Origin of the sequence: Hydrogenophaga aromaticivorans (assembly GCF_013387465.1) — a bacterium.
GTDB lineage: Bacteria > Pseudomonadota > Gammaproteobacteria > Burkholderiales > Burkholderiaceae_C > Hydrogenophaga > Hydrogenophaga aromaticivorans.
Map to the genome: position 1 here is coordinate 618218 of NZ_VYGV01000006.1, position 20100 is coordinate 638317.

20 protein-coding genes and 1 pseudogene are annotated in these 20100 nt (G+C 64.9%); 14 read left to right on the forward strand and 7 right to left on the reverse strand.

What is annotated here, in order from left to right; genetic code table 11:
* Position 1 precedes the first annotated feature (1 nt).
* The 7 genes from F3K02_RS07270 (at position 2) to F3K02_RS07300 (ending at position 7324) form a co-directional block, all read left to right on the forward strand.
* Positions 2-922: an MBL fold metallo-hydrolase gene (locus tag F3K02_RS07270; RefSeq protein WP_177134685.1), complete on the forward strand. Its 921-nt coding sequence runs from the start codon at positions 2-4 to the stop codon at positions 920-922.
* Between the two features lie 92 nt (positions 923-1014).
* Positions 1015-1803 carry an enoyl-CoA hydratase/isomerase family protein gene (locus tag F3K02_RS07275; RefSeq protein ID WP_177134687.1) on the forward strand — a complete coding sequence of 263 codons (789 nt, stop codon included), beginning with the start codon at positions 1015-1017 and terminating at the stop codon, positions 1801-1803.
* 20 nt (positions 1804-1823) lie between these two features.
* Positions 1824-2474, forward strand: coding sequence for a carbonate dehydratase (gene can, locus F3K02_RS07280; protein WP_034694598.1), 651 nt, complete (start codon positions 1824-1826; stop codon positions 2472-2474).
* 33 nt (positions 2475-2507) lie between these two features.
* A complete protein-coding gene (locus F3K02_RS07285) occupies positions 2508-3932 on the forward strand; it encodes an MmgE/PrpD family protein (RefSeq protein WP_177134689.1) in 1425 nt (474 codons plus the stop codon).
* Positions 3932-5101 (forward strand): acyl-CoA dehydrogenase family protein, encoded by a 1170-nt coding sequence (locus tag F3K02_RS07290; RefSeq protein WP_177134691.1) that lies wholly within the window; start codon positions 3932-3934, stop codon positions 5099-5101. The genes F3K02_RS07285 and F3K02_RS07290 overlap by 1 nt, the downstream gene beginning before the upstream one ends.
* Before the next feature lie 60 nt (positions 5102-5161).
* Positions 5162-6331 carry an acyl-CoA dehydrogenase family protein gene (locus F3K02_RS07295; protein WP_008905405.1) on the forward strand — a complete coding sequence of 390 codons (1170 nt, stop codon included), beginning with the start codon at positions 5162-5164 and terminating at the stop codon, positions 6329-6331.
* A gap of 15 nt (positions 6332-6346) precedes the next feature.
* The gene (locus tag F3K02_RS07300; RefSeq protein WP_177134693.1) at positions 6347-7324 is read left to right on the forward strand and encodes an acyl-CoA dehydrogenase family protein; all 978 of its coding nucleotides are present in this window, start codon (positions 6347-6349) and stop codon (positions 7322-7324) included.
* Between the two features lie 66 nt (positions 7325-7390).
* On the opposite strand, the gene F3K02_RS07305 is transcribed toward F3K02_RS07300, so the two are convergent.
* Together F3K02_RS07305 and F3K02_RS07310 are read right to left on the reverse strand one after the other, a co-directional pair.
* Positions 7391-8302 carry a LysR family transcriptional regulator gene (locus F3K02_RS07305; RefSeq protein ID WP_008905403.1) on the reverse strand — a complete coding sequence of 304 codons (912 nt, stop codon included), beginning with the start codon at positions 8300-8302 and terminating at the stop codon, positions 7391-7393.
* Positions 8303-8337: 35 nt separating this feature from the next.
* The gene (locus F3K02_RS07310; RefSeq protein ID WP_177134695.1) at positions 8338-9375 is read right to left on the reverse strand and encodes an IS30 family transposase; all 1038 of its coding nucleotides are present in this window, start codon (positions 9373-9375) and stop codon (positions 8338-8340) included.
* A gap of 202 nt (positions 9376-9577) precedes the next feature.
* Here F3K02_RS07310 and F3K02_RS07315 point away from each other — a divergent pair, with 202 nt between their 5' ends.
* From F3K02_RS07315 to F3K02_RS07325, 3 genes are all read left to right on the forward strand, one after another.
* Entirely contained in the window at positions 9578-9817 is a 240-nt protein-coding gene (locus F3K02_RS07315; RefSeq protein ID WP_177134697.1) for a CDGSH iron-sulfur domain-containing protein, read from the forward strand.
* A 75-nt stretch (positions 9818-9892) separates the two neighbouring features.
* A complete protein-coding gene (locus tag F3K02_RS07320) occupies positions 9893-10654 on the forward strand; it encodes a DODA-type extradiol aromatic ring-opening family dioxygenase (RefSeq protein WP_246309221.1) in 762 nt (253 codons plus the stop codon).
* A 110-nt stretch (positions 10655-10764) separates the two neighbouring features.
* Positions 10765-11235 carry a luciferase domain-containing protein gene (locus F3K02_RS07325; RefSeq protein ID WP_177134699.1) on the forward strand — a complete coding sequence of 157 codons (471 nt, stop codon included), beginning with the start codon at positions 10765-10767 and terminating at the stop codon, positions 11233-11235.
* Between the two features lie 54 nt (positions 11236-11289).
* Here the strand turns inward: F3K02_RS07325 and F3K02_RS07330 are convergent, their stop codons facing one another.
* Entirely contained in the window at positions 11290-13260 is a 1971-nt protein-coding gene (locus tag F3K02_RS07330) for an AMP-binding protein (protein WP_177134701.1), read from the reverse strand.
* Here F3K02_RS07330 and F3K02_RS07335 point away from each other — a divergent pair.
* The 4 genes from F3K02_RS07335 (at position 13259) to F3K02_RS27450 (ending at position 16535) form a co-directional block, all read left to right on the forward strand.
* A complete protein-coding gene (locus tag F3K02_RS07335; RefSeq protein ID WP_218179369.1) occupies positions 13259-14044 on the forward strand; it encodes a nitroreductase in 786 nt (261 codons plus the stop codon). The two genes, F3K02_RS07330 and F3K02_RS07335, sit on opposite strands and share 2 nt — an antisense overlap.
* A 12-nt stretch (positions 14045-14056) precedes the next feature.
* Positions 14057-15259: a thiolase C-terminal domain-containing protein gene (locus F3K02_RS07340; protein ID WP_177134703.1), complete on the forward strand. Its 1203-nt coding sequence runs from the start codon at positions 14057-14059 to the stop codon at positions 15257-15259.
* Positions 15256-15687 carry a Zn-ribbon domain-containing OB-fold protein gene (locus tag F3K02_RS07345; protein ID WP_008905395.1) on the forward strand — a complete coding sequence of 144 codons (432 nt, stop codon included), beginning with the start codon at positions 15256-15258 and terminating at the stop codon, positions 15685-15687. The genes F3K02_RS07340 and F3K02_RS07345 overlap by 4 nt, the downstream gene beginning before the upstream one ends.
* A 572-nt stretch (positions 15688-16259) precedes the next feature.
* Positions 16260-16535: a hypothetical protein gene (locus F3K02_RS27450; RefSeq protein WP_008905394.1), complete on the forward strand. Its 276-nt coding sequence runs from the start codon at positions 16260-16262 to the stop codon at positions 16533-16535.
* Between the two features lie 32 nt (positions 16536-16567).
* Here the strand turns inward: F3K02_RS27450 and F3K02_RS07350 are convergent.
* The 4 genes and pseudogenes from F3K02_RS07350 to F3K02_RS07365 form a co-directional block, all read right to left on the reverse strand.
* Positions 16568-17775 (reverse strand): annotated as a pseudogene (locus F3K02_RS07350) (aminotransferase class III-fold pyridoxal phosphate-dependent enzyme); the annotation flags it as partial.
* A complete protein-coding gene (gene panD, locus F3K02_RS07355; protein WP_177134705.1) occupies positions 17687-18103 on the reverse strand; it encodes an aspartate 1-decarboxylase in 417 nt (138 codons plus the stop codon). The pseudogene F3K02_RS07350 and the gene panD, both read right to left, overlap by 89 nt.
* A 49-nt stretch (positions 18104-18152) precedes the next feature.
* Positions 18153-19199, reverse strand: coding sequence for a biotin synthase BioB (gene bioB, locus F3K02_RS07360; protein ID WP_246309222.1), 1047 nt, complete (start codon positions 19197-19199; stop codon positions 18153-18155).
* 85 nt (positions 19200-19284) lie between these two features.
* Positions 19285-20073: a citryl-CoA lyase gene (locus F3K02_RS07365; protein WP_177134707.1), complete on the reverse strand. Its 789-nt coding sequence runs from the start codon at positions 20071-20073 to the stop codon at positions 19285-19287.
* Positions 20074-20100: the final 27 nt, after the last annotated feature.

The window sequence follows — 20100 nt, forward strand, 5'->3', positions numbered from 1 at the left end:
CATGACCGGCATCCAACTTCCGAACGGTATTCAGGTTTTTGAGCGCGGCTGGCTGTCCTCGAACAATATTTTGTTCATCGGAGCACAGTCCAGCGCACTCGTTGACAGTGGCTACAGCACGCACGCGGAACTAACGACCGGGCTGGTCAGCGCCGCTTTGCAGCAGGGTCCGCTGGACTTGCTGCTCAACACGCATCTACACAGCGACCACTGCGGCGGCAATGCCGTCCTCCAGGGCAATTACCCTGAACTTCAAACCCTCATTCCGCCAGGCCATGCATCACTTGTCTCGTCATGGGACCCCGTCGCCCTGAACTATGTGCCATCCGGGCAACACTGCCCCCGGTTCAAGTTCGATGGTCTTCTTTTACCTGGCACGGAAATTCAGCTGGCCGACACGGCGTGGCAAATTCATGCGGCGCCGGGCCACGATCCCCATTCAGTCATTCTGTTTGAGCCGCAGTCCCAAACCCTGATCTCGGCAGATGCCTTGTGGGAAAAAGGCTTCGGCGTGGTGTTTCCGGAGCTTGAGGGCGACGCCGCATTCGACGAAGTGGCCGCCACCTTCGACCTGATCGAGCGGCTTGACCCGTGCTGGGTCATTCCTGGCCACGGCCCGGTATTCCGCTACCGCGCCGAGGTGCTGGCCTACGCGCGCGCGCGCCTCAACGCCTTTGTCAAGAGCCCTGACCGACATGCGCACCACGCAGTCAAGGTGTTGCTGAAGTTCAAATTGCTGGATCAGCAGCAACTGCCTTTTGCCGATTTTGTCGACTGGGTCGCCAACACCCGCTACTTCCAGCTCATTCACCAGAGGTTTGTTCCTTCTGTTCCCATCGACCGCTGGATGGAGCAGTTGACGCAAGAGCTTGTGCGTTCAGCAGCCGCACGAAGAGCAGGTGACATGGTCTACAACGCGTGAAATCGGTCACGGAGTGAATCATGCGACGAAGGCGCTGACGAATCAGCGTTCGTATGAGCAGAGCAAGCAATTTTTTAACAGGAGATCAGGATATGAGTGCAGCAGAAACGGTTTTGTACGAAGTGCGCGATGGCATTGCCACCGTGAAGATCAACCGCCCCGAGATGCGTAACGCGCTGTCACCGGCCGCCGCCAACCGGCTGCACGATCTGTGGGGTGAAGTCGATGCCGACAAAAACGTACGCGTGGCAATCCTGACTTCTGCCGACTGCGGCACCTTCTGCGCCGGGCTCGACCTGCGTGAGGCTTCGCGTGTCAAGAAGGAAGAAGGCGTGGACATCCTGACCAAGATGAAGGACCCGTTCCATGGCCGCCAGCGCCGTGTGGCCAAGCCCATCATCGCGGCCATGACCGGGCACCTGATTGCCGGCGGCATGATGCTGAGCCTGAACTCGGATTTGCGCGTCGGCCTCAAGGGCACGCAGGTCGGCATCACCGAAACCCGCATCGCCGGGCGCGGTAGCCCGTGGGCCATTCCCCTGCTGTGGATGCTGCCGCAGCCGCTGCTGATGGAGATGGTGCTGACCGGCGACCTGTATCCGATCGAAACCTTTCATGGGCTCGGTTTCATCAACTACCTGGAAGACACGCCGGATGCCGTGCGCGCTCGCGCCACCGCATTGGCCGAACGCATCCGCGACAACGCGCCGCTGTCGGTGATGGCGGGCAAGGAATCGATCATGACGGCGATGAGCGCCGGCTGCGAGGCCGGTATGGCGCTGGCCCACAACATCTACCGTGCCGCTTACGCCAGCGAGGACGCGCAGGAAGGTCCGCGTGCCTTCGCCGAGAAGCGCAAGCCGGTGTGGAAGGGGCGTTGATGTCGCTCCGTGGAGATGCCATGTCCAGCCTGGCCCCTCTGCTGGAGAACAACCGTGCCTGGTCGGCGCGCTGCGCTGCGGAAGATCCGCAGTACTTCGAGCGGCTGGCGCACCAGCAGATGCCGCGCTACCTGTGGATCGGCTGTTCCGACAGCCGGGTGCCGGCCAACGAAATCCTGGGCCTGCGGCCTGGCGAGGTGTTCGTGCACCGCAACGTCGGCAACCTGGTGGTGCACTCCGATCTGAACTGCCTGACGGTTCTGCAGTATGCGGTCGAGGTGTTGAAGGTCGAGCATGTTCTCGTGGTGGGCCACTACGGCTGCGGCGGCGTGCAGGCGGTGATAGAACAGCGCCGCACCGGTCTGGCCGAGAACTGGCTGCGCCATCTGGAGGACGTGGCGCGCAAACACGCTGATCGGTTCGACGGCATTTCCAGCGTTGACGAGCGCGCAGCGCGGCTTTGCGAGATGAACGTGATCGAGCAGGTCAGCAACGTGTGCCGCACCACCACCCTGCGCCGCGCCTGGGAGTGCGGGCAGCAAGTCGAGGTGCACGGGTTGGTCTACGGCCTGCGCGACGGCTTGCTGCGGCCGGTCGGGGGCAGCGTCAACCGCGGTCAGGACCAGCAGAAGCAATACGCCCAGTCTCTTGCTGCGCTTGGCACACTCTGAGTGATACGAAGAATACAAGAAAGGTTATTCCACATGCCAGACGACACGACAACCCTCCCTGCCCCCAGCATCGCCGCCCAACTGGCCGCCTTCGCGCACGGCCTGACGCCAGACATGCTGCCCGCAGCCGTGGTCGAACAGGCCAAGCTGCTGATGCTCGACGCACTGGGCATCGCCTTGGCTTCGTCCCAGCACGACTTCGCGCACTGCGCTTACCGCGGCTTGCACGCCCTGGGCGGCGCGGGTGACAGCGCCGTCATGGGTGCCTTTGCCCCCCTGCCGCTGCGCGATGCGGTGCTGATGAATGGCATCCTGGTCCACGGGCTGGATTTCGACGACACCCACCCCGGCGCGATCACCCACCCCAGCGCCAGCGCCTTTCCGCTGGCGCTGGGTCTGGCGGCGCAGCGGCATGCCAGCGGGGCCGAGATGATCATGACCTATGTGCTGGCGATCGAGGTGGCGGCACGTCTGGGTGCAGCGGCCCAGGGGCGCTTCCACGACGTGGGCTTTCACCCGACCGGCCTGGTGGGGGCTTTTGGGTGCGCACTGGCGGCCGGCAAGCTGATGGGACTGGATCAGGCGGGCCTTGAGCACGCGCAAGGCGTGGTGCTGTCGATGGCATCAGGCAGCATGGAATTTCTGAGCGACGGCGCCTGGACCAAGCGCATGCACCCGGGCTGGGCCGGTGTCAGCGGGCTGACCGCCACGGCGTTGGCCGGTGCCGGATTCCGCGGCCCGTCGCAGCCCTATGAAGGCCGCTTTGGTCTGTACGCCAGTCACCTGGCCGCGCGCGGCCTGAACGCCGATTTGTCCTTGTGCGCGCGCGGCCTGGGCGAGCGCTGGGAACTGATGGATGTGGCGGTCAAGTTGTATCCAACCTGCCACTTCACGCACGCCAGCATCGATGCCGCGCTGGCGCTGCGCGCGGCCGGTCTGCGCACTGACGAGATCGCTTCGGTACAGGTGCTGCTGCCGCAAGGGGTGCACCCGGTGGTGTGCGAGCCGGTGGCGGCCAAGCGGCGACCGGCCAACGTCTATGAATCGCAGTTCAGCATTCACCATCTGGTCGCGCTGGCCCTGCTGCGCGGCGAGCTGGGGCTGGCCGAACTGGATGCCGCCAACCTGAGCGACCCGCAGGTGCAGGCGCTGGCTGACCGCATCGAACACGCGGCCGACCCCGATGCCGATTACCCCACCTTCTTTTCCGGCGAGCTGCGCGTGCGCACGCACGATGGGCGCGAGCTGCGCCACCGCGAGGCCGCGCACCGCGGCGCGCCGGGGCGCCCCATCACGGCCGCTGACATCGAAGCCAAATTCATGGGCAATGCGCTACTGACCTTGCCGCGCGAGCAGGCGCTACGCCTGCTCGACGCGCTGCTGACGGCCGACCGCGCCCCAGATGCCGCCGTCCTAGCGCAGACCCTGACCCATTCCAACACTTCCGGAACCCTCTGATGACGACCAGCCAGTCCGTGGCCTTTGATGCCGAAAAAGAAAATATGGTGCTCGACGCCGTCGAACGCTTTGTGGACCGCGAGATCAAGCCGGTGGCGCAGCGGCTCGAGCATGCCGACGAATGGCCGGCCGACATTGTGGCCGGCATGCGCGAGATGGGCCTGTTCGGCTGCATCATCCGCGAGGAGTACGGCGGCCTGGGCCTGTCGGCCAGCACCTATGCCAAGGTGGTGGAGCGCATCGCGCGGGTCTGGATGTCGGTGTCGGGCATCATCAACTCGCACCTCATAATGGCCGCCTGCGTGCAGCGCAACGGCACCGAGGCGCAGCGCCAGCATTTTTTGCCGCGCTTTGCCAGCGGCGAACTGCGCGGCGGGTTGGCGCTGACCGAGCCCGATTGCGGCACCGACTTGCAGGCGGTGCGCACGGTGGCGCGCCGCGACGGCGACCATTACGTCATCAACGGCACCAAGACCTGGATATCCAACGGCATCCATGGCCAGGTCTTTGCCGTGCTGGTCAAGACCGACCCCGAAGCGCAACCGCGCCATCGCGGCATGAGCCTGTTCATCTGCGAGAAGGGCCCGGGCTTCACGTCCACCAAGAAGCTGGAAAAGCTCGGCTACAAGGGCATCGACAGCGCCGAGCTGGTGTTCGACAACTTTCGCGTGCCGGCCGCCAACTTGGTCGGTGGCGTGGAGGGACAGGGTTTCAAGCACGTGATGGGCGGACTGGAACTTGGGCGCATCAATGTGGCTGCGCGCGGCGTGGGTGTGGCGCGCGCCTGCCTGGAGGAGTCGGTAGCCTATGCCCAACTGCGTCGCACCTTCGGCAAGCCGATCTGCGAACACCAGGCGATCCAACTCAAGCTGGCCGACATGGCCACTCGGGCGGAGGCGGCGCGTCTGCTGGTTGAACAGGCCGCGCGGGCTTATGACGCCGGCCAGCGTTGCGACATGGAAGCCGGCATGGCCAAGCTGTTCGCCAGCGAGGCGGCGGTCGAGAACTCGATGGAGGCCTTGCGCATCCACGGGGCTTATGGCTACTCGAAGGAAATGAATGTCGAGCGCTACTACCGCGATGCGCCGCTGCTGTGCATCGGCGAGGGCACCAACGAATTGCAGCGCCTGATCATTTCCGCCCAGCTGGTGGAGCGCAGCCCGATCTGATGTATCGCCTGGGGCGGCGCCTCAACTCGGCGGTGAATGAACCCCTCGGAGGAAAATTTCTTGAACAACCTGCTGTCCGCTTTCCGGTTCGCCGCCCTGCCCGCCGGGACGAATTCATTTCGCGCCGAGGTGAAGGCCTTTCTCCAATCCAGCTTTGAGCCAATGCCCGCCGACATCCGGGCCCGTTCATGGATGGGTTTCAATGCCGCTTTCAGCAAGAAGCTGGCCGCACGGGGCTGGGTCGGCGTGACCTTGCCGGCGCAATACGGTGGCGCCAGCCTGGACGCCTTCTCGCGCTTCGTGCTGGTGGAAGAACTGCTGGCCGCCGGCGCCCCGGTTTCCGCGCACTGGATCGCCGACCGCCAGAGCGGGCCCTTGATCCTCAAGTTCGGCACGGAGGCGCAACGCCAGTTCTACCTGCCGAAAATCTGCGCCGCCGAGGCGTTTTTCTGCATCGGCATGAGTGAGCCCAATGCCGGCTCCGACCTCGCCAGCGTCGGCACGCGGGCCACGCGCTGCCAAATTGACGGTTCAAGCGGCTGGCGGCTGAACGGCCGCAAGATATGGACCACCAACGCGCAGCACTGCCACTACATGATCGCGCTGGTGCGCTCGTCGGGCGAGCCGCAGGACCGGCAAAAAGGCTTGTCGCAGTTCATTGTCGATCTGGCATTGCCCGGCGTGACGGTGCGCCCGATCCGTGACCTGGCGGGTGATGCACATTTTTCCGAAGTGTTCTTCGACAACGTGCTGCTGACCGACGACGCGCTGATCGGCCATGAAGGCAGCGGCTGGGCGCAAGTCAATGCCGAACTGGCCTTCGAGCGCAGCGGCCCGGAGCGGGTGTACTCCAGCATCGTGCTGCTGGAGCACTGGATCACCTGCCTGCGCAAGACACCGGCGGTCTCGGTCCATGCCGCCACCATCGGGCGTTTCGCCACGCACCTGGCCACGCTGCGCAACATGTCGATCGCCGTCACGGCCAAGCTCGTCAACGGGGACAGCCCGTTGGTCGAAGCGGCCCTGGTCAAGGACATTGGCACCGAATTCGAGCAGAGCATTCCCTCTGTGATCGAAGCCGCCCTCGCCATGGACCCGGACGCCCTGGTCGATGCCGAGTTGTACCGCGCCGTGGCTTATGTGAGCCAGATGGCGCCCACCTATTCCCTGCGCGGCGGCACGCGCGAGATCCTGCGCGGCATGATCGCGCGCGGTCTGGGTCTGCGCTGAAAAAGAAAGCATTCCATGTTTGCACAAGCGATTGAAGATATCCTCCAGGACCAGTGCACGCCCGCCGTGGTGCGCGCGATTGAAGCGGGCGGCTCGCCGCTTAAGCTGTGGCAAGCGCTGCAAGGTGCCGGCTTCCTCGAACTGCTGGCGTCCGAGGACGCTGGCGGTGCCGGCCTCCCGCTGACCGATCTGTTCCCGATACTGTGCAGCTTCGGCCGCTACACGGTGCCGGTGCCGGTGGCGCAGACGATTGTGGCGCGAGCGCTGCTGGGGTCGCAGTTTGCGATGCCCAGCGGCATGATTACGCTGGGCGCTGCGTTGCGGCGCGAGGCCGGTGGCGCTATCGTGTGCTCATTCACACCTTACGGCATGCTGGCGGATTTCGTGCTGGCCCAAGATGGTGATGCCTTGTTGCTGCTGCATTGCGCAGCGGCGCAGCGTGAAGCAAGCGGCGTGCACGGGAGCCTGACGGCCACCCTGCGCTGGTCCGATGCGCGCGTCGCGACGCACGTGCCCGGCGCTGGCCCGCTGCTGCCGACGTTCGCGGCGGCCTTGCACGCCGCCCTGCTCAGCGGGGCCATGACCCGTGTGTTCGAAATGACACTGAAACACTGCAATGACCGCATCCAGTTCGGCAAAACCCTGGGCAAGTTCCAGGCGGTGCAGCACCAGTTGAGCGTCATGGCCGAACATGTGGCTGCTGCCTCGATGGCAGCCGAAGCGGCCTTCCACACCGACGCTGCGGCACCGTCCCTGCTCGCCGCAGCGATGGCCAAGTCCCGCACCAGTGAGGCGGCGGTTCTGGTCGCCTCCATCGCGCATGCACTGCACGGCGCTATCGGTATTGCGGAAGAATACGACCTGCAATTGCTGACCCGGCGCCTGCACGAGTGGCGCATGGCGCATGGCTCGGAGGCGCACTGGAATGTGTTGATCGGCCAGCGCGTGCTTGCTGCCGATGTGTCCATCGTTGATTTTGTGCGGTCTGTTTAGCCGCCGCTTTTGTGCCCACGATCAGCGGCGAAGTGATCGACACCCGGGGCTTGCAACAGTTTCGGTTCATCGATCCGGCTGTTGCGCTAACGACTTGCCCCCGCCAAGCGCTTCACTGAAGAAGTCGATGAAGGTTCTCAGCTTGGGTGTCACGTACTGCCGATTCGTGTAAACCGCATACAGCGTGAAAGGGGGCACCGTGTAGGTCGGCAGCACGCGCGCGAGGCAGCCCGCGGCCAGATCGTCGTCGACCGTCCATTCGGGGAGGAACGCCATGCCCATGCCGGCGTGCATCGCGTGATAGGTGAGCGTGCTGTCGTCCGAGCGCATCACCGCATTCAGCTTGATCCGCGCCTTGCCGGCAGGTCCCTGCATTTCGAGGCCATCGAGGTTCACGTAGTTGGGTACCACGGCGCTGCACCTGACCAGATCGGAGGGTCTGCGCGGAGAGCCTTCGCGCTTCAGGTAAGCCGGGGTTGCGACCAGGTGGAACTGCACGGGACAAATCGGCCGTGCAATCAGCGCCGGGGACAGTTCGCGCGTGGCGCGCAGCGCGAGGTCGTAGCCGTCGGCGACCAGGTCGATCTTGCGGTTCTCCAGTCGCATGTCGACCAGCACCTCCGGATAGGTGTTGCGGTAGGCCGCGAGTACGCTGGCGAAATGCCGGTTTGCACACCAGACGGGCGCGCTGATTTTCAATTGTCCGCGTGGTGCCTGCGCGCTTTGCCGAAGCGCCGCTTCGGCAGCCTGCAGCGTGTCGAGCGCCTCGCGGCATTGTGCGTAGTACATCGCGCCGGCCTCCGTCAGGCTGAGCTTGCGGCTGGTCCTGTGCAGCAACCTCGCACCGAGGTCTCGTTCGAGCTGGGCGACATGCTTGCTGGCCATCGGAGCGGACATGGTGAGGCGCGCCGCGGCGCGGGAAAAGCTGCCAGCCTCGACCACTTCCCTGAAAACGCGAAGGCTGGTCAGACGATCCATGGCGGATTCAAGTCTGAAGTGCAACACCCTGGGGTTCAATGAACGAGGGTGGAATGTTGCGGGCTGTTGAGCAGGAGTTCTCTATAGACCGCCAAGGGTGATCGTACGCCCAGGCCCTTTCTGGGTCGGTTGTTGATCTGATCAGCAATGGCATCGAGCTGATCCTGGCTGTAGCCCGAGAGGTCGGTACCCTTGGGCAGGTACTGACGCACCAGTCCATTGGTGTTCTCGTTGGAGCCGTGCTGCCACGGGCTGTGCGGGTCACAGAAGTACACAGCGATTTCCGTGCGACGGCTGAGCTCCTTGTGCATCGCCATCTCCCGGCCCTGGTCGTACGTCATGCTCAGGCGCATGGGCACGGCGATGCCCAACAGCTTGTCAGAGAAGGCCTGCATCACGTTGGCTGCGCTGGCGGGTTTGAACTCGGGCAGCTTGATGAGCATGAGCAGCCTGCTGGTGCGCTCTACCAGGGTGCCCACCGCACTGGCGTTGGCCGCGCCCTTGATGAGATCACCCTCCCAGTGGCCCGGGAACTGCCGGTCTTCGATCTCTGGCGGTCGCACATGGATGCTCACCATGTCGGGGATCTGACCGCGCCGGTCTTGTCCTTTGCTGCGTGGCACGCGCTTGTTGTGGGCGTGGCGCAGGGTGGCAATCAGCTCACGCTTGAGTTCGCCCACGGGCTGTGCGTAGATGCAGTTGTAGATGGTCTCGTGTGACACGCGGTGCTCATGGCCTTTGGCGAAGATGCGGGCCAGTGTCAGGGCAATCTGTTCGGGCGACCAGCGCTCGCCCAGAAAGTGGCGCATCAACCCGAACAGGATGCCATCACGATGGAGCTTTCCCAGTGGGCGGCCCTGCAGGCGTCGCCGTCGGGCGCAGGCACGCGCTGTGGTGCTCGCGTAGCCTGCGGGCTGAGCGTTGCGCCGCAGCTCCCGGCTGATGGTGCTTGGTGAACGACCCAAGACTTGGGCCATGGCGCGAACGCTGTACTTTTGCTGGGCCAGACTGGCCAGGGTCACGCGGTCTTCAGGCTGAAGCTGTTGATAGCGCTTGGATGGGGTGCTTTGCATCTGCGGACCTTACTCGGTGGCAGGTGTTGCACTTCAGACTTGAATCCGCCCAGCTATTGATTAACCAAAATTAAACATTAAGCTATTCCTCATGGTCAGTCGGGTAGACATCCAGTCTCAAAGAGGCTGCCCATCAGCCGCGCTTTCGTTGATGCCTTCAACCAATGCCGTATCACTTCTTAATCATCCTCAGGAGCTCAACATGAGTAAGCCGCATATCGCCGCCACCACGCCGTTCGCAATCGACGTGGAAAAAGGCAAGGACTACTACTGGTGTGCCTGCGGTCTCAGCAAATCGCAGCCGTTCTGCGACGGCAGCCACAAGGGCGGCGAGTTCGTGCCTACCAAGTACAGCGCCGACGAAAGCAAGACTGTCTATTTTTGCGGCTGCAAGCAAAGCAAGAACGGCGCGCTTTGCGACGGCACGCATAAAGCTCTGTGAGAGCGGACCATGCCCGTGACAACGGAGCGATTGCCGACCTACTTCATCTCGCACGGCGGGGGACCCTGACCATACATGATGGCGCAGTCCAACGGCATGTACGACCGTCTGGCGCAGTCCCTGCGGGATATGCCACGCCAGCTCGGCGCCCAACCGAAGGCCGTGCTCGTGATCTCCGCCCATTGGGAGGAGCGCGAGTTCACCGTGATGGCCGCCGAACGGCCGCCCATGGTTTACGACTACTCTGGCTTCCCCGAACATACCTACCATGTCCAGTACCCGGCACCGGGCCTGCCAGCGCTGGCCGAGCAGGTGCGGCAGTTGATCCAGAGCGCAGGGTTCTCGGCGCTGCTTGATGCCCAGCGCGGTTTTGACCACGGCAGCTTCGCGCCGCTGGTGGTGATGTACCCGCTGGCCGATGTGCCGGTCGTGCAACTGTCACTGCGCGCGGGCTATGACCCGGCGGAGCATTTGGCCGTCGGCCGTGCCCTGGCGCCGCTGCGCGAGCAGGGCGTGCTGATCGTCGGCAGCGGCCTGAGCTACCACAACCTGCGCCGCATGGGGCCGTCCGCCGCGGTGCCGTCAAAGCAATTCGACGACTGGCTGCAGCAGACCTTGGTCACCACCGAGCCGCACCAGCGTGCGCAGCGGCTGATCGACTGGCAAGACGCGCCGGCCGCCCACGTGGCCCATCCGCAAGAAGACCATCTGCTGCCCCTGATGGTGGCGGTGGGTGCCGCCGGGCATGATGAAGCCGTGTGCGTGTACCACGAGGAAGGCTTCTTTGGCGGCGTCACCGTCTCCGGCTTCAGGTTCGGCCAGGAAGGCGGGGTCTGAGTGGCGGTGGCTTGCTGGGCCGGTAGGCGCCTGTCGCCGAGGGGTGTTTCCTGTAACCCACGCGGCAGGTGTGCAGCGACAAACGATGAAGCGCGAAGACGGAGAACCGCATGACAAGTTATCTCAGCCATCAGCGCCGTGGCGCTCGCCCGCGGACGACGCCAAGCAATCCGCATACGCAGCTTGAACAGAATGCGCCGGTAGAACTGCAAGAGCTGGTTTTCGAGAGGGGGCAGTCCCTGGGCGGCGTGGAAGTTGGTCCGAGCCAGGTGTCTGTTCCCGGAGCGCGCGCCTTATATTTACCGCGATGCGGATGCCAGTCCTTCGGCGCCTTCATGTTCGGCAAGGAGTTTGCCCACATCCACCCGCCCAGTGACGGCAGTCTGCACATGACCTTGCCGCCCGAGATCGTTCCCCAGGTCATCGAAAACGGCTGGGCGGAGTTGCATCCGCTGGCGGGTCAATATGGCCTGCCCGGGAACATCGTGATGGTCTATGGGCCGCGTGACGACGAGGAACTGCAGGTTGTTTGCGATTTGCTGACGGCGTCGCATACTGCGGCGACATCGTCAGAGGCGTGAAAAATCCGGGGCCACATCCTGCCCGTCAGGGCAGGATGTGGCGCACAACCAGGCTCAAGCTTTTGCAAGTTTGCCCTGCAGCTCGGCCACCGTTTCCGGGTTGACCAGCGACGACAAGTCGCCCGGACTGTCGCCCTTGTACACCGCCCGCACCACGCGGCGCATGATCTTCATGTTGCGCGTCTTGGGCAGGTCGCTGACCAGCAGCACCTGCCGGGGGCGGTAGGAGGCGCCCATGCCATGGACGACCGCCTGCGACAGTTCGGCCTGCAGCGCCGCGTCCGCCGCCACGCCGGGCATCGGCACGCATACGCAGACGATGGCCGAGCCCTTGATCTCGTCGGGCACGCCGATCACCGCCGCCTCTGACACCTTGCCGGTGCCGGTGAGCAGGGTTTCGATCTCCGACGGGCCGGTGCGCTTGCCTGAGACCTTAATCGTGTCGTCGCTGCGTCCGAGGATGTAGAACAGGCCGTCCGCATCGCGCATCGCAAAGTCGCCATGCACCCAGACGCCCGCAATGGTGCGCCAGTAGCTGTCGAGGTAGCGTTCGTCGTCGCGCCACAGGCTCTTGGTGAAGCCGATGTTGGGGTTGCGCAGCACCAGCTCGCCGACCTGGCCCGCGCCGACCGGCTGGCCGCTTTCATCGACGATGTCAACCCCGGCGCCGAGCCCGCGCGCGCCGAACGAGCCTGGCCGCAAGGGATGGTGCAGGGTGCCGGTGAAGTTGCAGCCGCCCACCTCGGTGCCGCCGACGATGTTGAGGAACGGCAATTTCTCTTTGCAGATGTGCTTGAAGAACCAGCGCCAGGGCGCCTCGGTCCAGGCCTCGCCGCCGGAGCAGGTGATGCGCAGCGAAGACAAGTCGTAGCGCTGGACTTCTTCGTCGCCGTAGCGCATCAGGCTTCGGATCAGCGTGGGCGCGACACCCAGGTAGGTGACTTTGTGATCTTGCACCAGGCGCCAGAAGCGGCCCGTGTCGGGGAAGTCGGGCGTGCCTTCGGCCACCAGCAGGCTGCCGCCGAAATAGCTCGGAATGCAGGCGCACATGGCGCCCACCATCCAGCCCATGTCGCTCATGAAGAAGAAACGGTCGCTCGACTTGAAATCGGCACAGATGTGCATGTCGCGCGTGACCATCGAGCCCAGGAAACTCACGTGGGTCCAGATGCAGCCCTTGGGCTTGCCGGTGGTGCCCGAGGTGTAGAGCAACACGGCGGGGGCCTCGGAGGCCATCTCGGCGGTCGGCATGTCATGGGGCTGGGCGGCGACCAGGCTGGCCCAGTCGTGGTCGCGCCCGGGCGTCATCGGGCATGGGGACGCTTCACCCAGGTGACGCAGCACCATCACGTGCTGCACGCTGGGTGTCTCGCGCAGGGCTTCGTCCAGCACCGACTTCATGACGCCGGGCGTGCCGCGCCGCCAAGTGCCGTCCACCGTCAGCACCGCCTTGGCTTGGCCGTCGTTCAGGCGGGCGACGATGGGTTGCGGCCCGAAGCCCGAAAACAGCGGCATCAACACGGCGCCAATCTTCAGGACCGCAAAGAACGCGACAAAGGTCTCCGGCAGGTTGGGCAGGTACAGGCCGACCCGGTCGCCTCGGCCAATACCCAGCGACTGCAACGCTCCGGCCAGGCGGCAAACCTCGGCATCAAACTCGCGGTAACTCAAGGACTTGCGGTTTTTCGGGTCTTCGCCCTCCCACACCAGGAAAGGCTGGTCCCACACCGGCGTTCCGCGGTGCCGGTCCAGGCAGTTCAGCACGATGTTGGTGGTGCCGCCGATGCACCAGCGTGCCCATTCGATGCCGCGCGAGGTGTCAAGCATCTGCGTGTAGGGCTGGTAGAAGCGGAAGTCGCAGAACTCGAACACCTCTTGCATCAGCCAGGCCGGATCGGCGTCGGCACGGGCACTCAAGTTTTCGAAGTCGGACTCGCCCACTTTGTGCAAAAAAGCGGTCAGGTTGGACTGCGCCATCAGTTCAGGGGAAGGCGCCCAATCAAACGGTTGTTTGGTAGAATTCATGTGGCAATCCTATCCGAACGTCGTATTGGAGTCCAGCGGTGCAGTCTCACCGCGTCGTTTCTTCTCCGCAGCTCTACGTAGTCAGAAAGGCGGTCTATCCGTGCATGTCGACGAAGCGATTCGCAGCCGAAAATCGGTCAGGCGGTTTCTACCTGCCTCCGTTCCTTCCTCGGTGGTGCAGCACATTCTGAGCGTGGCGGCGCGTGCCCCGAGTGGCAACAACGTGCAGCCGTGGAAGGTGTATGCGGTGGCGGGTGAGGCCCGGCAGCGCCTGTGTGATGCCTTCATTGAGGCGGCCACGCACGAGCCTGACCGGCATCAGCCCGAGTACGCGTATTACCCCACGACCTGGGTCGAGCCTTATCTGGAGCGCCGGCGTCGCTGCGGTTTCGGTTTGTATGCCAGCCTGGGCATCGCCCGCGACGACGCGGCGGCACGCGAGCGGCAGATGCTGCGCAACTACACGTTCTTCGACGCGCCGGTGGGGCTGCTCGTCACGCTCGACCGCCGTTTGAACACTGGCAGCTTCATGGACCTGGGCATGTTCATCCAGAACATCATGGTGGCCGCGCGCGCGCAGGGACTGCACACCTGTGCGCAGGCCGCGTTTGCCTGGTTCCACAAGGTGGCGCGCGCCCAGTTGCCGATCAGTGACCACGAAATCCTCGCCTGCGGCATCGCCCTCGGGCACGAGGATCTGTCGGCCCCGGAGAACGCCTTCATTACCGAACGAACCGATGTGGAGACGTTTGCCAGCTTCCATGGCTTCGACACCGCACGCTGAACGAGGACTCTCATGGCAAACATCAAATCCGTATCATCTTCGCACACGCTTCGCGGTAAAACCGCGATCATCGGCGCCGGCATTTCGGCCGTCGGCCGCGTGCCGGGCAAGAGCGCGCTCGCGCTGGCCGCCGACGCAGCAGGCAAGGCGCTGGCCGATGCCGGCATCGGCAAGCACGAGGTCGATGGCGTGCTTTCCAGCTCCGCCTTCGCCTCGCCGTTTCACCGATTCAGCGTAGCCTTCAGTGAGTACCTCGGCATCCAGCCGACGTTCTCCAACACGATGCAGGTCTCCGGCGCCACGGCGGCCACCCTGTTCAACATCGCCGCCGCCGCCATTGCTGGCGGCCTGGCCGAGACCGTTCTGGTGGTGGGCGGCGACAGCTTGCTGACCGGTCTGTCGCCCGACCTGGCCCTGCGCTCGATGACCGAAAGCCGGGACCAGCAATACGAAATGCCCTTCGGCATTCCCGTGGCCAACACCTTCGCCATGACAGCGCATCGCCACATGAAGGAGTTCGGCACCACCTCCGAGCAATTTGCCAAGGTGGCGGTGATCCACCGCGAACACGCACGCCGCACGCCAGGGGCGCAGATGACCGATCCGCTGAGCGTCGATGACGTGCTGAATTCCGGCTGGGTGACAACGCCCTACCACAAGCTCGACTGCTCGCTCATCTCCGACGGCGCAGCAGCCTTCATCGTCACCTCGGCCGAGCGCGCCAGGACGCTGGGAATTGCCAAGCCCATCTACATCCTCGGCGGCGGCGAATGCTACACGCACGAGCACATCTTCCTGATGCCCTCGCTGACCACCACGGGCGCGGTGCAGTCGAGTGCCAGGGCCTACGACATGGCGGGCTGCAGGCCGAAGGACATCGACGTGGCCGGCGTCTATGACTGCTTCACCGGCACGGTGATCATGATGCTGGAGGACCTCGGTTTCTGCCCCAAGGGCGAGGGTGGGCGCTTCGTCGAGGACGGGCAGATCACCTACGGCGGAGCCATCCCCTGCAACACCCATGGCGGCCTGCTGTCGTTCGCGCACTCGGGCATGCCGGGCTCGCTGTTTCATTTCTACGAGGTCGTCAACCAGCTGCGCGGAAGCTGCGGTGAACGCCAGGTCGCGGGCGCTGAACTTGGCCTGGTGCACAGCCTGGGCGCCGGTTTTGCGACCAACGCCACCACCATCCTGGGAACGGAGGCCACGCTGTGATCAACCTCAAAGACGCCCACCTCAAGCCACAGCCGATGCCGGATGCAGATTCTGACATCTATTGGCGCGGCATTCAGGAGGGCAAGCTGCTGCTGCAGCACTGCCCAGCGTGCGGCCACGTGCAGCTCTACCAACAGGCGATCTGCCGTGAGTGCGGTAGCGAGCGCCTAGAGCACCGCGCCGCCAGCGGTCGCGCCAAGGTGCATTCGTTCAGCGTGGTTCACCGGGCGCCCGGCCCGGCTTTCAAACAGGACACGCCCTATGCGGTGCTGCTGGTCGAACTCGAAGAAGGTCCGCGGATGATCAGCTCCTTCATCGGCGCAGACCCTTCAGCAGTCACTTTCGACATGGCTGTCGAGTTGGTTTGCGAACCCGTCGGTGGTGGTGTGTCGCTGCCGCGATTCCGGGCGGCCGGACCTCCAGCGTGAAGCAGCGTCGTCGTGCGCCTTCTGAGTGTCTGAGGACACGACCCAACCCAACGCGGGATTTCGGTGGCCGCAGCTTGCTGCGCCGTCCTCCCAGGCGGCAGTCGAGGGGGCTCCTCCTGACCTGACGACGGCCACAGTGGCGCGGCGGGCGATTGCGCCCTTGTCCATGCATGATCGGATCGTGGCCATCGTTGCGCCGGTCGGCTATGGCAAGACGACATTGATGGGCGGATGGTTTCGCGCTTGCAAAGACGCAGACCCCGTGTGGGTGGGACTCGATGCTTCCTGGCGCGACCAGGTGTTCTTTGTTCGCTCCTTGTTGAATGCGGTCGGAGGCCCGTCGGAGCCGGTAGCGATGGGGGCCATTGACGCGGCGGCGGTGGTCGAGAGCGGCTTGCTGGCGTTGTTGCAGGCCCTTGGACAACGTCGTCGTCCCATGATGCTTTTTTGCGCCGCTATGCCAGGTCTTTGTGCGCCAGTGGCCGGCAGGACCACAAGATCAGGACCCATTCCACTATGGCGCCGCACAAACGGTTCTGGCCTATGCGCACAAATGCAATTGACGTTTCACCGTGGCCCCCCAGTCCTTGCGCGAGGTGCAAGTGAAGTTCGGGGAGGCTCCTTCGCCTTTCGGCCACATGTGGGTGCGGGTGATCTTTTCCGCCTTGCTGTTCAAGGCGGGGCGGCATCGTGAGGCCCTGGCAGACAGCACCTCGGCGCTGACCGAAGAGCTGGCTTTCGCTCCCGACGCCTCGTGCCTGGCGGTCAGGCTGCGCGCGATCCGCGCGTTGCTGCTGTACGAACGCAACCTGTGCATCGAGGCGATGGTGGATTTGGAGGTGGCGTGACCACTACTGTCGCACCAGGGCATCGTCGATAAGATGGCGTAGATCGTGTGGCCGATGGGGCGCAGCAGCAGCCCCTGCGCCAGCGCGCGGCAGGCATAGCGGCGGCCGAAGTCGGGCAGGCGTGCTGAGCACGTGCCACGCGAAGACCATGCCCTTGCGTCGATCGAAGCGCACACGCGGGTGCTTGGAGATCGGCGCGAACTGCGCGGCCAGCCGCTCGCTGGTGCCCAGGTTCTGGTGCAGCGCGTCGGTCTGCGCGAAGAGGTCCAGCGTGGCCAGCGCGGCGCGGCAGGCCAGCGGGTTGCAGGTGTAGCTGTGCGAATGCAGGAAGCCGCGCGCCACCTCGTCGTCGTAGAAGGCGGCATAGACCGCGTCGGTGGTGAGCACCACCGACAGTGGCAGCGTGCCGCCGGTCAGGCCCTTGGAGAGGCAGAGAAAGTCGGGGCGGATGCCCGCCTGCTCGTGCGCGAACAGTGTGCCGGTGCGGCCGAAGCCGACCGCGATTTCGTCGAGCACCAGGTGCACCTGGTGCCGGTCGCAAAGCTCACGCGCGCGTTTCACATTTCAGGTACAGCGGGTCGTGCATGGCCTTGCCGGCGGCGCACTGGATCAGCGGCTCGATGATCACCGCAGCGGTCTCGTGCGCGTGTTCGGCCAGCCAGTCGCCCAGTGAGGCGGCGGCCCCCTCGGCCACGTCGGCCGGGGTGTCGCCGGGCGCGGCCTGCCTGGCGTCGGGGCTGGGCACGGTGGCGGCCATGCGCACCAGCGGCGCGTAGGCTTCACGGAACAGCGCGATGTCGGTCACGGCCAGCGCGCCCACCGTCTCTCCGTGGTAGCCCCCGGCGACACTGACAAACCGGCACTTGCCTGCCCGGCCCGCATTGCGCCAGTGGTGGGCGCTCATCTTCAGCGCGAACTCCGTGGCACTAGCACCGTCGCTGCCGTAGAAGGCGTGGCCCAGGCCGGTGCGCGCGGCCAGGCGTTCGGAGAGTTCAACCACTGGCCCGTGGGTGAAGCCTGCAAGCATCACGTGGCCCAGTGTGTGCAGCTGGTCGATCAGCGCGGCGCGGATCGCGGGGTGGTTGTGGCCGAACAGGTTGACCCACCAGGGCTGCGCTGGCGCCAGGCGGCGTTGGCCGACACGGGCTGCGTCAAAGCTCGGCGCCCAGGGGCAGGATGACCGGGTCGCCGGCCTGCGGACCTGCGGGCTCGCTGCGGGTCTCGACGATGCGGTTGGCAGCGTCGGGGAACACCAGCTGGGGCACGGCCTCGTCGAGCTTGTCTTCGTGCACCATGCCGAAGGCCGCGATGATCACCAGGTCGCCCACGCTGGCGCGCCGGGCGGCCGAGCCGTTGAGCGAAATGATGCCGCTGCCGCGCGGCGACCTGATGGCGTAGGTGATGAACCGTTCGCCGTTGTTGACGTTCCAGATGTGAACCTGTTCGTTGGGGCGGATGTTGCTCGCCTCCAGCAGGTCTTCGTCGATGCCGCAAGAGCCTTCGTAGTGCAGCTCGCAGTGGGTGACGATGGCGCGGTGGATTTTGGATTTCAGCAGGGTGCGGAACATAGGGGATTTGCTTGAACGGAGGGAGCCTCGGCCATCGACAGGGCCAAGGTCAGGCGTGCGCCCGCGTGGTGTGCATGCCCGTGCGGGCCAGCAGGTCCTGGTCGGCTTCCACGTCGGGATTGCCGGTCACCAGCAGCTTGTCACCGTAGAAGATGGAGTTGGCGCCGGCCAGGAAGCACAGCACCTGGGTCGATTCGTCCATCTGCCGGCGCCCGGCCGACAGGCGCACCTTGGCCCTGGGCATGGTGATGCGGGCCACCGCCACGGTGCGCACGAACTCCAGCGGGTCGAGGTCGGGCTCGTCGGCCAGCGGCGTGCCGGGCACCTTGACCAGGTGGTTGATCGGCACCGACTCGGGGTACGGTGCCAGGTTGGCCAGTTGCGCGATCAGGCCGGCGCGCCCGGCGCGGGACTCGCCCATGCCCACGATGCCGCCGCTGCAGACGTGGATGCCGGCCCCGCGCACGTGGCCCAGCGTGTCCAGCCGGTCCTGGTAGTCGCGGGTGGTGATGATGTCGCCGTACAGCTCGGGCGCGGTGTCCAGGTTGTGGTTGTAGTAGTCCAGACCAGCGCCCTTGAGGCGTTGCGCCTGGTCGCCCGTGAGCATGCCCAGGGTGCAGCAGGCCTCCAGGCCCTCGTCCTTGATCACGCGCACCAACTCCTCGACCTTTTCCAGGTCGCGGTCGTTGGGCGCTCGCCAGGCGGCACCCATGCAGAAGCGCGAGGCGCCGGCCGCCTTGGCGCCGAGCACGGCCTCGCGCACTTCCTCGGGCGTCATCATCTTGGTGGCGGGCACGCCGGTCTCGTAGTGCACCGACTGCGGGCAGTAGCCGCAGTCCTCCGGGCAGCCGCCGGTCTTGATGGACAGCAGCGTGGCCAGCTCCATCTCGGTGGGGTCGTGGTGCTCGCGGTGCACGGTCTGCGCGCGGTGCATCAGCTCAGGGAATGACAGGTCCAGCAGGGCCTGCACCTCGGCCACCGGCCAGGCCTTCTGGCGGGCCTCGACCGACAAGGTTCCCACGCTCGATGCCTCGGCAGGCTGCGGGGGTGATTGCACCCAGTGGATGGGTTCTTCTCTCAGGATCGTGTCATTCATTGCGCAATACTCCAGTGGTGTCCAGCAAAATTCAATCGATAGGTCGACGCGGGCGCATCGTGCCTGCAAGGCCAGCCACAGCGCTTCAGGCGCCTTGTGGTCTGATGTGCTGGGTGGCCTCGTCTTCGACCCGCTGCCAGATCTCGACCGCCATCGGGTTCTTGCTCTCTTCCAGGATGTGTCCCACCAGCCCTATGGCACGCGCCAGGACGCCGATGCCGCGCACAATTTTCCATGGTAGCCCGAGCTCGCAGCTGATGGCGCCGATGGCGCCGGTCGCGTTGACGGGAAGCGACTTGCCAGCGACGCGTTCGGCCTCGGCGCAGATCAGTTGTTCGAGCCGGATGTAGTCGCCGGAAAAGCCATTGTCCTTGGCGATCTGGAACAGGCGCGGGGCGCGCGGATCGACCGGCTTGTGCAGCGGATGTCCCAGGCCGGGGATGATCTGGCCGCGGGCACGAAAGGCTGCCACGGTGTCGATGGCGATGCGCTCCAGGTCAGCCCCTTTCGTTCCGGGTGGCAGGGCCTCGTAGAGCATTTTGGCGGTGCCTTCGGTGCTGCCGACGAACACGCTGCCCAGGCCGCACAATCCGGCCGCCACTGCAGCCTGCAACGACTCGGGCGCACCGGCGTAGGTCAGTCGCGCGACCAGCGCACTGGGCGTGATGCCGTGCTCGACCAGCGTCACCGCGATGACGTTGAAGACGTTGGACTCCTGCTGCGTTGGCATGCGCCCGACGATCTGCAAGAAGGCCATATCACCCAGGTTGAGATGGCCGAGGATTTCGTCAGGCAGACTCTTGCCGTGCACCTCGATGCGGTCGGGGGTACTCCAGGCAATGTCGGAGCGGATGGGTTTGGCTTTGCGAGTCATAAGGAATTCCAGTCGATTGGAGTGGGT

What these genes read in the sequence shown, in the direction of transcription:
- F3K02_RS07270 (WP_177134685.1), top strand. Translation starts at nt 2, where the DNA reads ATGACCGGCATCCAACTTCCGAACGGTATTCAGGTTTTTGAGCGCGGC.
- F3K02_RS07275 (WP_177134687.1), top strand. Translation starts at nt 1,015, where the DNA reads ATGAGTGCAGCAGAAACGGTTTTGTACGAAGTGCGCGATGGCATTGCC.
- can (WP_034694598.1), top strand. Translation starts at nt 1,824, where the DNA reads ATGTCCAGCCTGGCCCCTCTGCTGGAGAACAACCGTGCCTGGTCGGCG.
- F3K02_RS07285 (WP_177134689.1), top strand. Translation starts at nt 2,508, where the DNA reads ATGCCAGACGACACGACAACCCTCCCTGCCCCCAGCATCGCCGCCCAA.
- F3K02_RS07290 (WP_177134691.1), top strand. Translation starts at nt 3,932, where the DNA reads ATGACGACCAGCCAGTCCGTGGCCTTTGATGCCGAAAAAGAAAATATG.
- F3K02_RS07300 (WP_177134693.1), top strand. Translation starts at nt 6,347, where the DNA reads ATGTTTGCACAAGCGATTGAAGATATCCTCCAGGACCAGTGCACGCCC.
- F3K02_RS07305 (WP_008905403.1), bottom strand. Translation starts at nt 8,302, where the DNA reads ATGGATCGTCTGACCAGCCTTCGCGTTTTCAGGGAAGTGGTCGAGGCT.
- F3K02_RS07310 (WP_177134695.1), bottom strand. Translation starts at nt 9,375, where the DNA reads ATGCAAAGCACCCCATCCAAGCGCTATCAACAGCTTCAGCCTGAAGAC.
- F3K02_RS07315 (WP_177134697.1), top strand. Translation starts at nt 9,578, where the DNA reads ATGAGTAAGCCGCATATCGCCGCCACCACGCCGTTCGCAATCGACGTG.
- F3K02_RS07320 (WP_246309221.1), top strand. Translation starts at nt 9,893, where the DNA reads ATGATGGCGCAGTCCAACGGCATGTACGACCGTCTGGCGCAGTCCCTG.
- F3K02_RS07325 (WP_177134699.1), top strand. Translation starts at nt 10,765, where the DNA reads ATGACAAGTTATCTCAGCCATCAGCGCCGTGGCGCTCGCCCGCGGACG.
- F3K02_RS07335 (WP_218179369.1), top strand. Translation starts at nt 13,259, where the DNA reads ATGTGGCAATCCTATCCGAACGTCGTATTGGAGTCCAGCGGTGCAGTC.
- F3K02_RS07330 (WP_177134701.1), bottom strand. Translation starts at nt 13,260, where the DNA reads ATGAATTCTACCAAACAACCGTTTGATTGGGCGCCTTCCCCTGAACTG.
- F3K02_RS07340 (WP_177134703.1), top strand. Translation starts at nt 14,057, where the DNA reads ATGGCAAACATCAAATCCGTATCATCTTCGCACACGCTTCGCGGTAAA.
- panD (WP_177134705.1), bottom strand. Translation starts at nt 18,103, where the DNA reads ATGTTCCGCACCCTGCTGAAATCCAAAATCCACCGCGCCATCGTCACC.
- bioB (WP_246309222.1), bottom strand. Translation starts at nt 19,199, where the DNA reads ATGAATGACACGATCCTGAGAGAAGAACCCATCCACTGGGTGCAATCA.
- F3K02_RS07365 (WP_177134707.1), bottom strand. Translation starts at nt 20,073, where the DNA reads ATGACTCGCAAAGCCAAACCCATCCGCTCCGACATTGCCTGGAGTACC.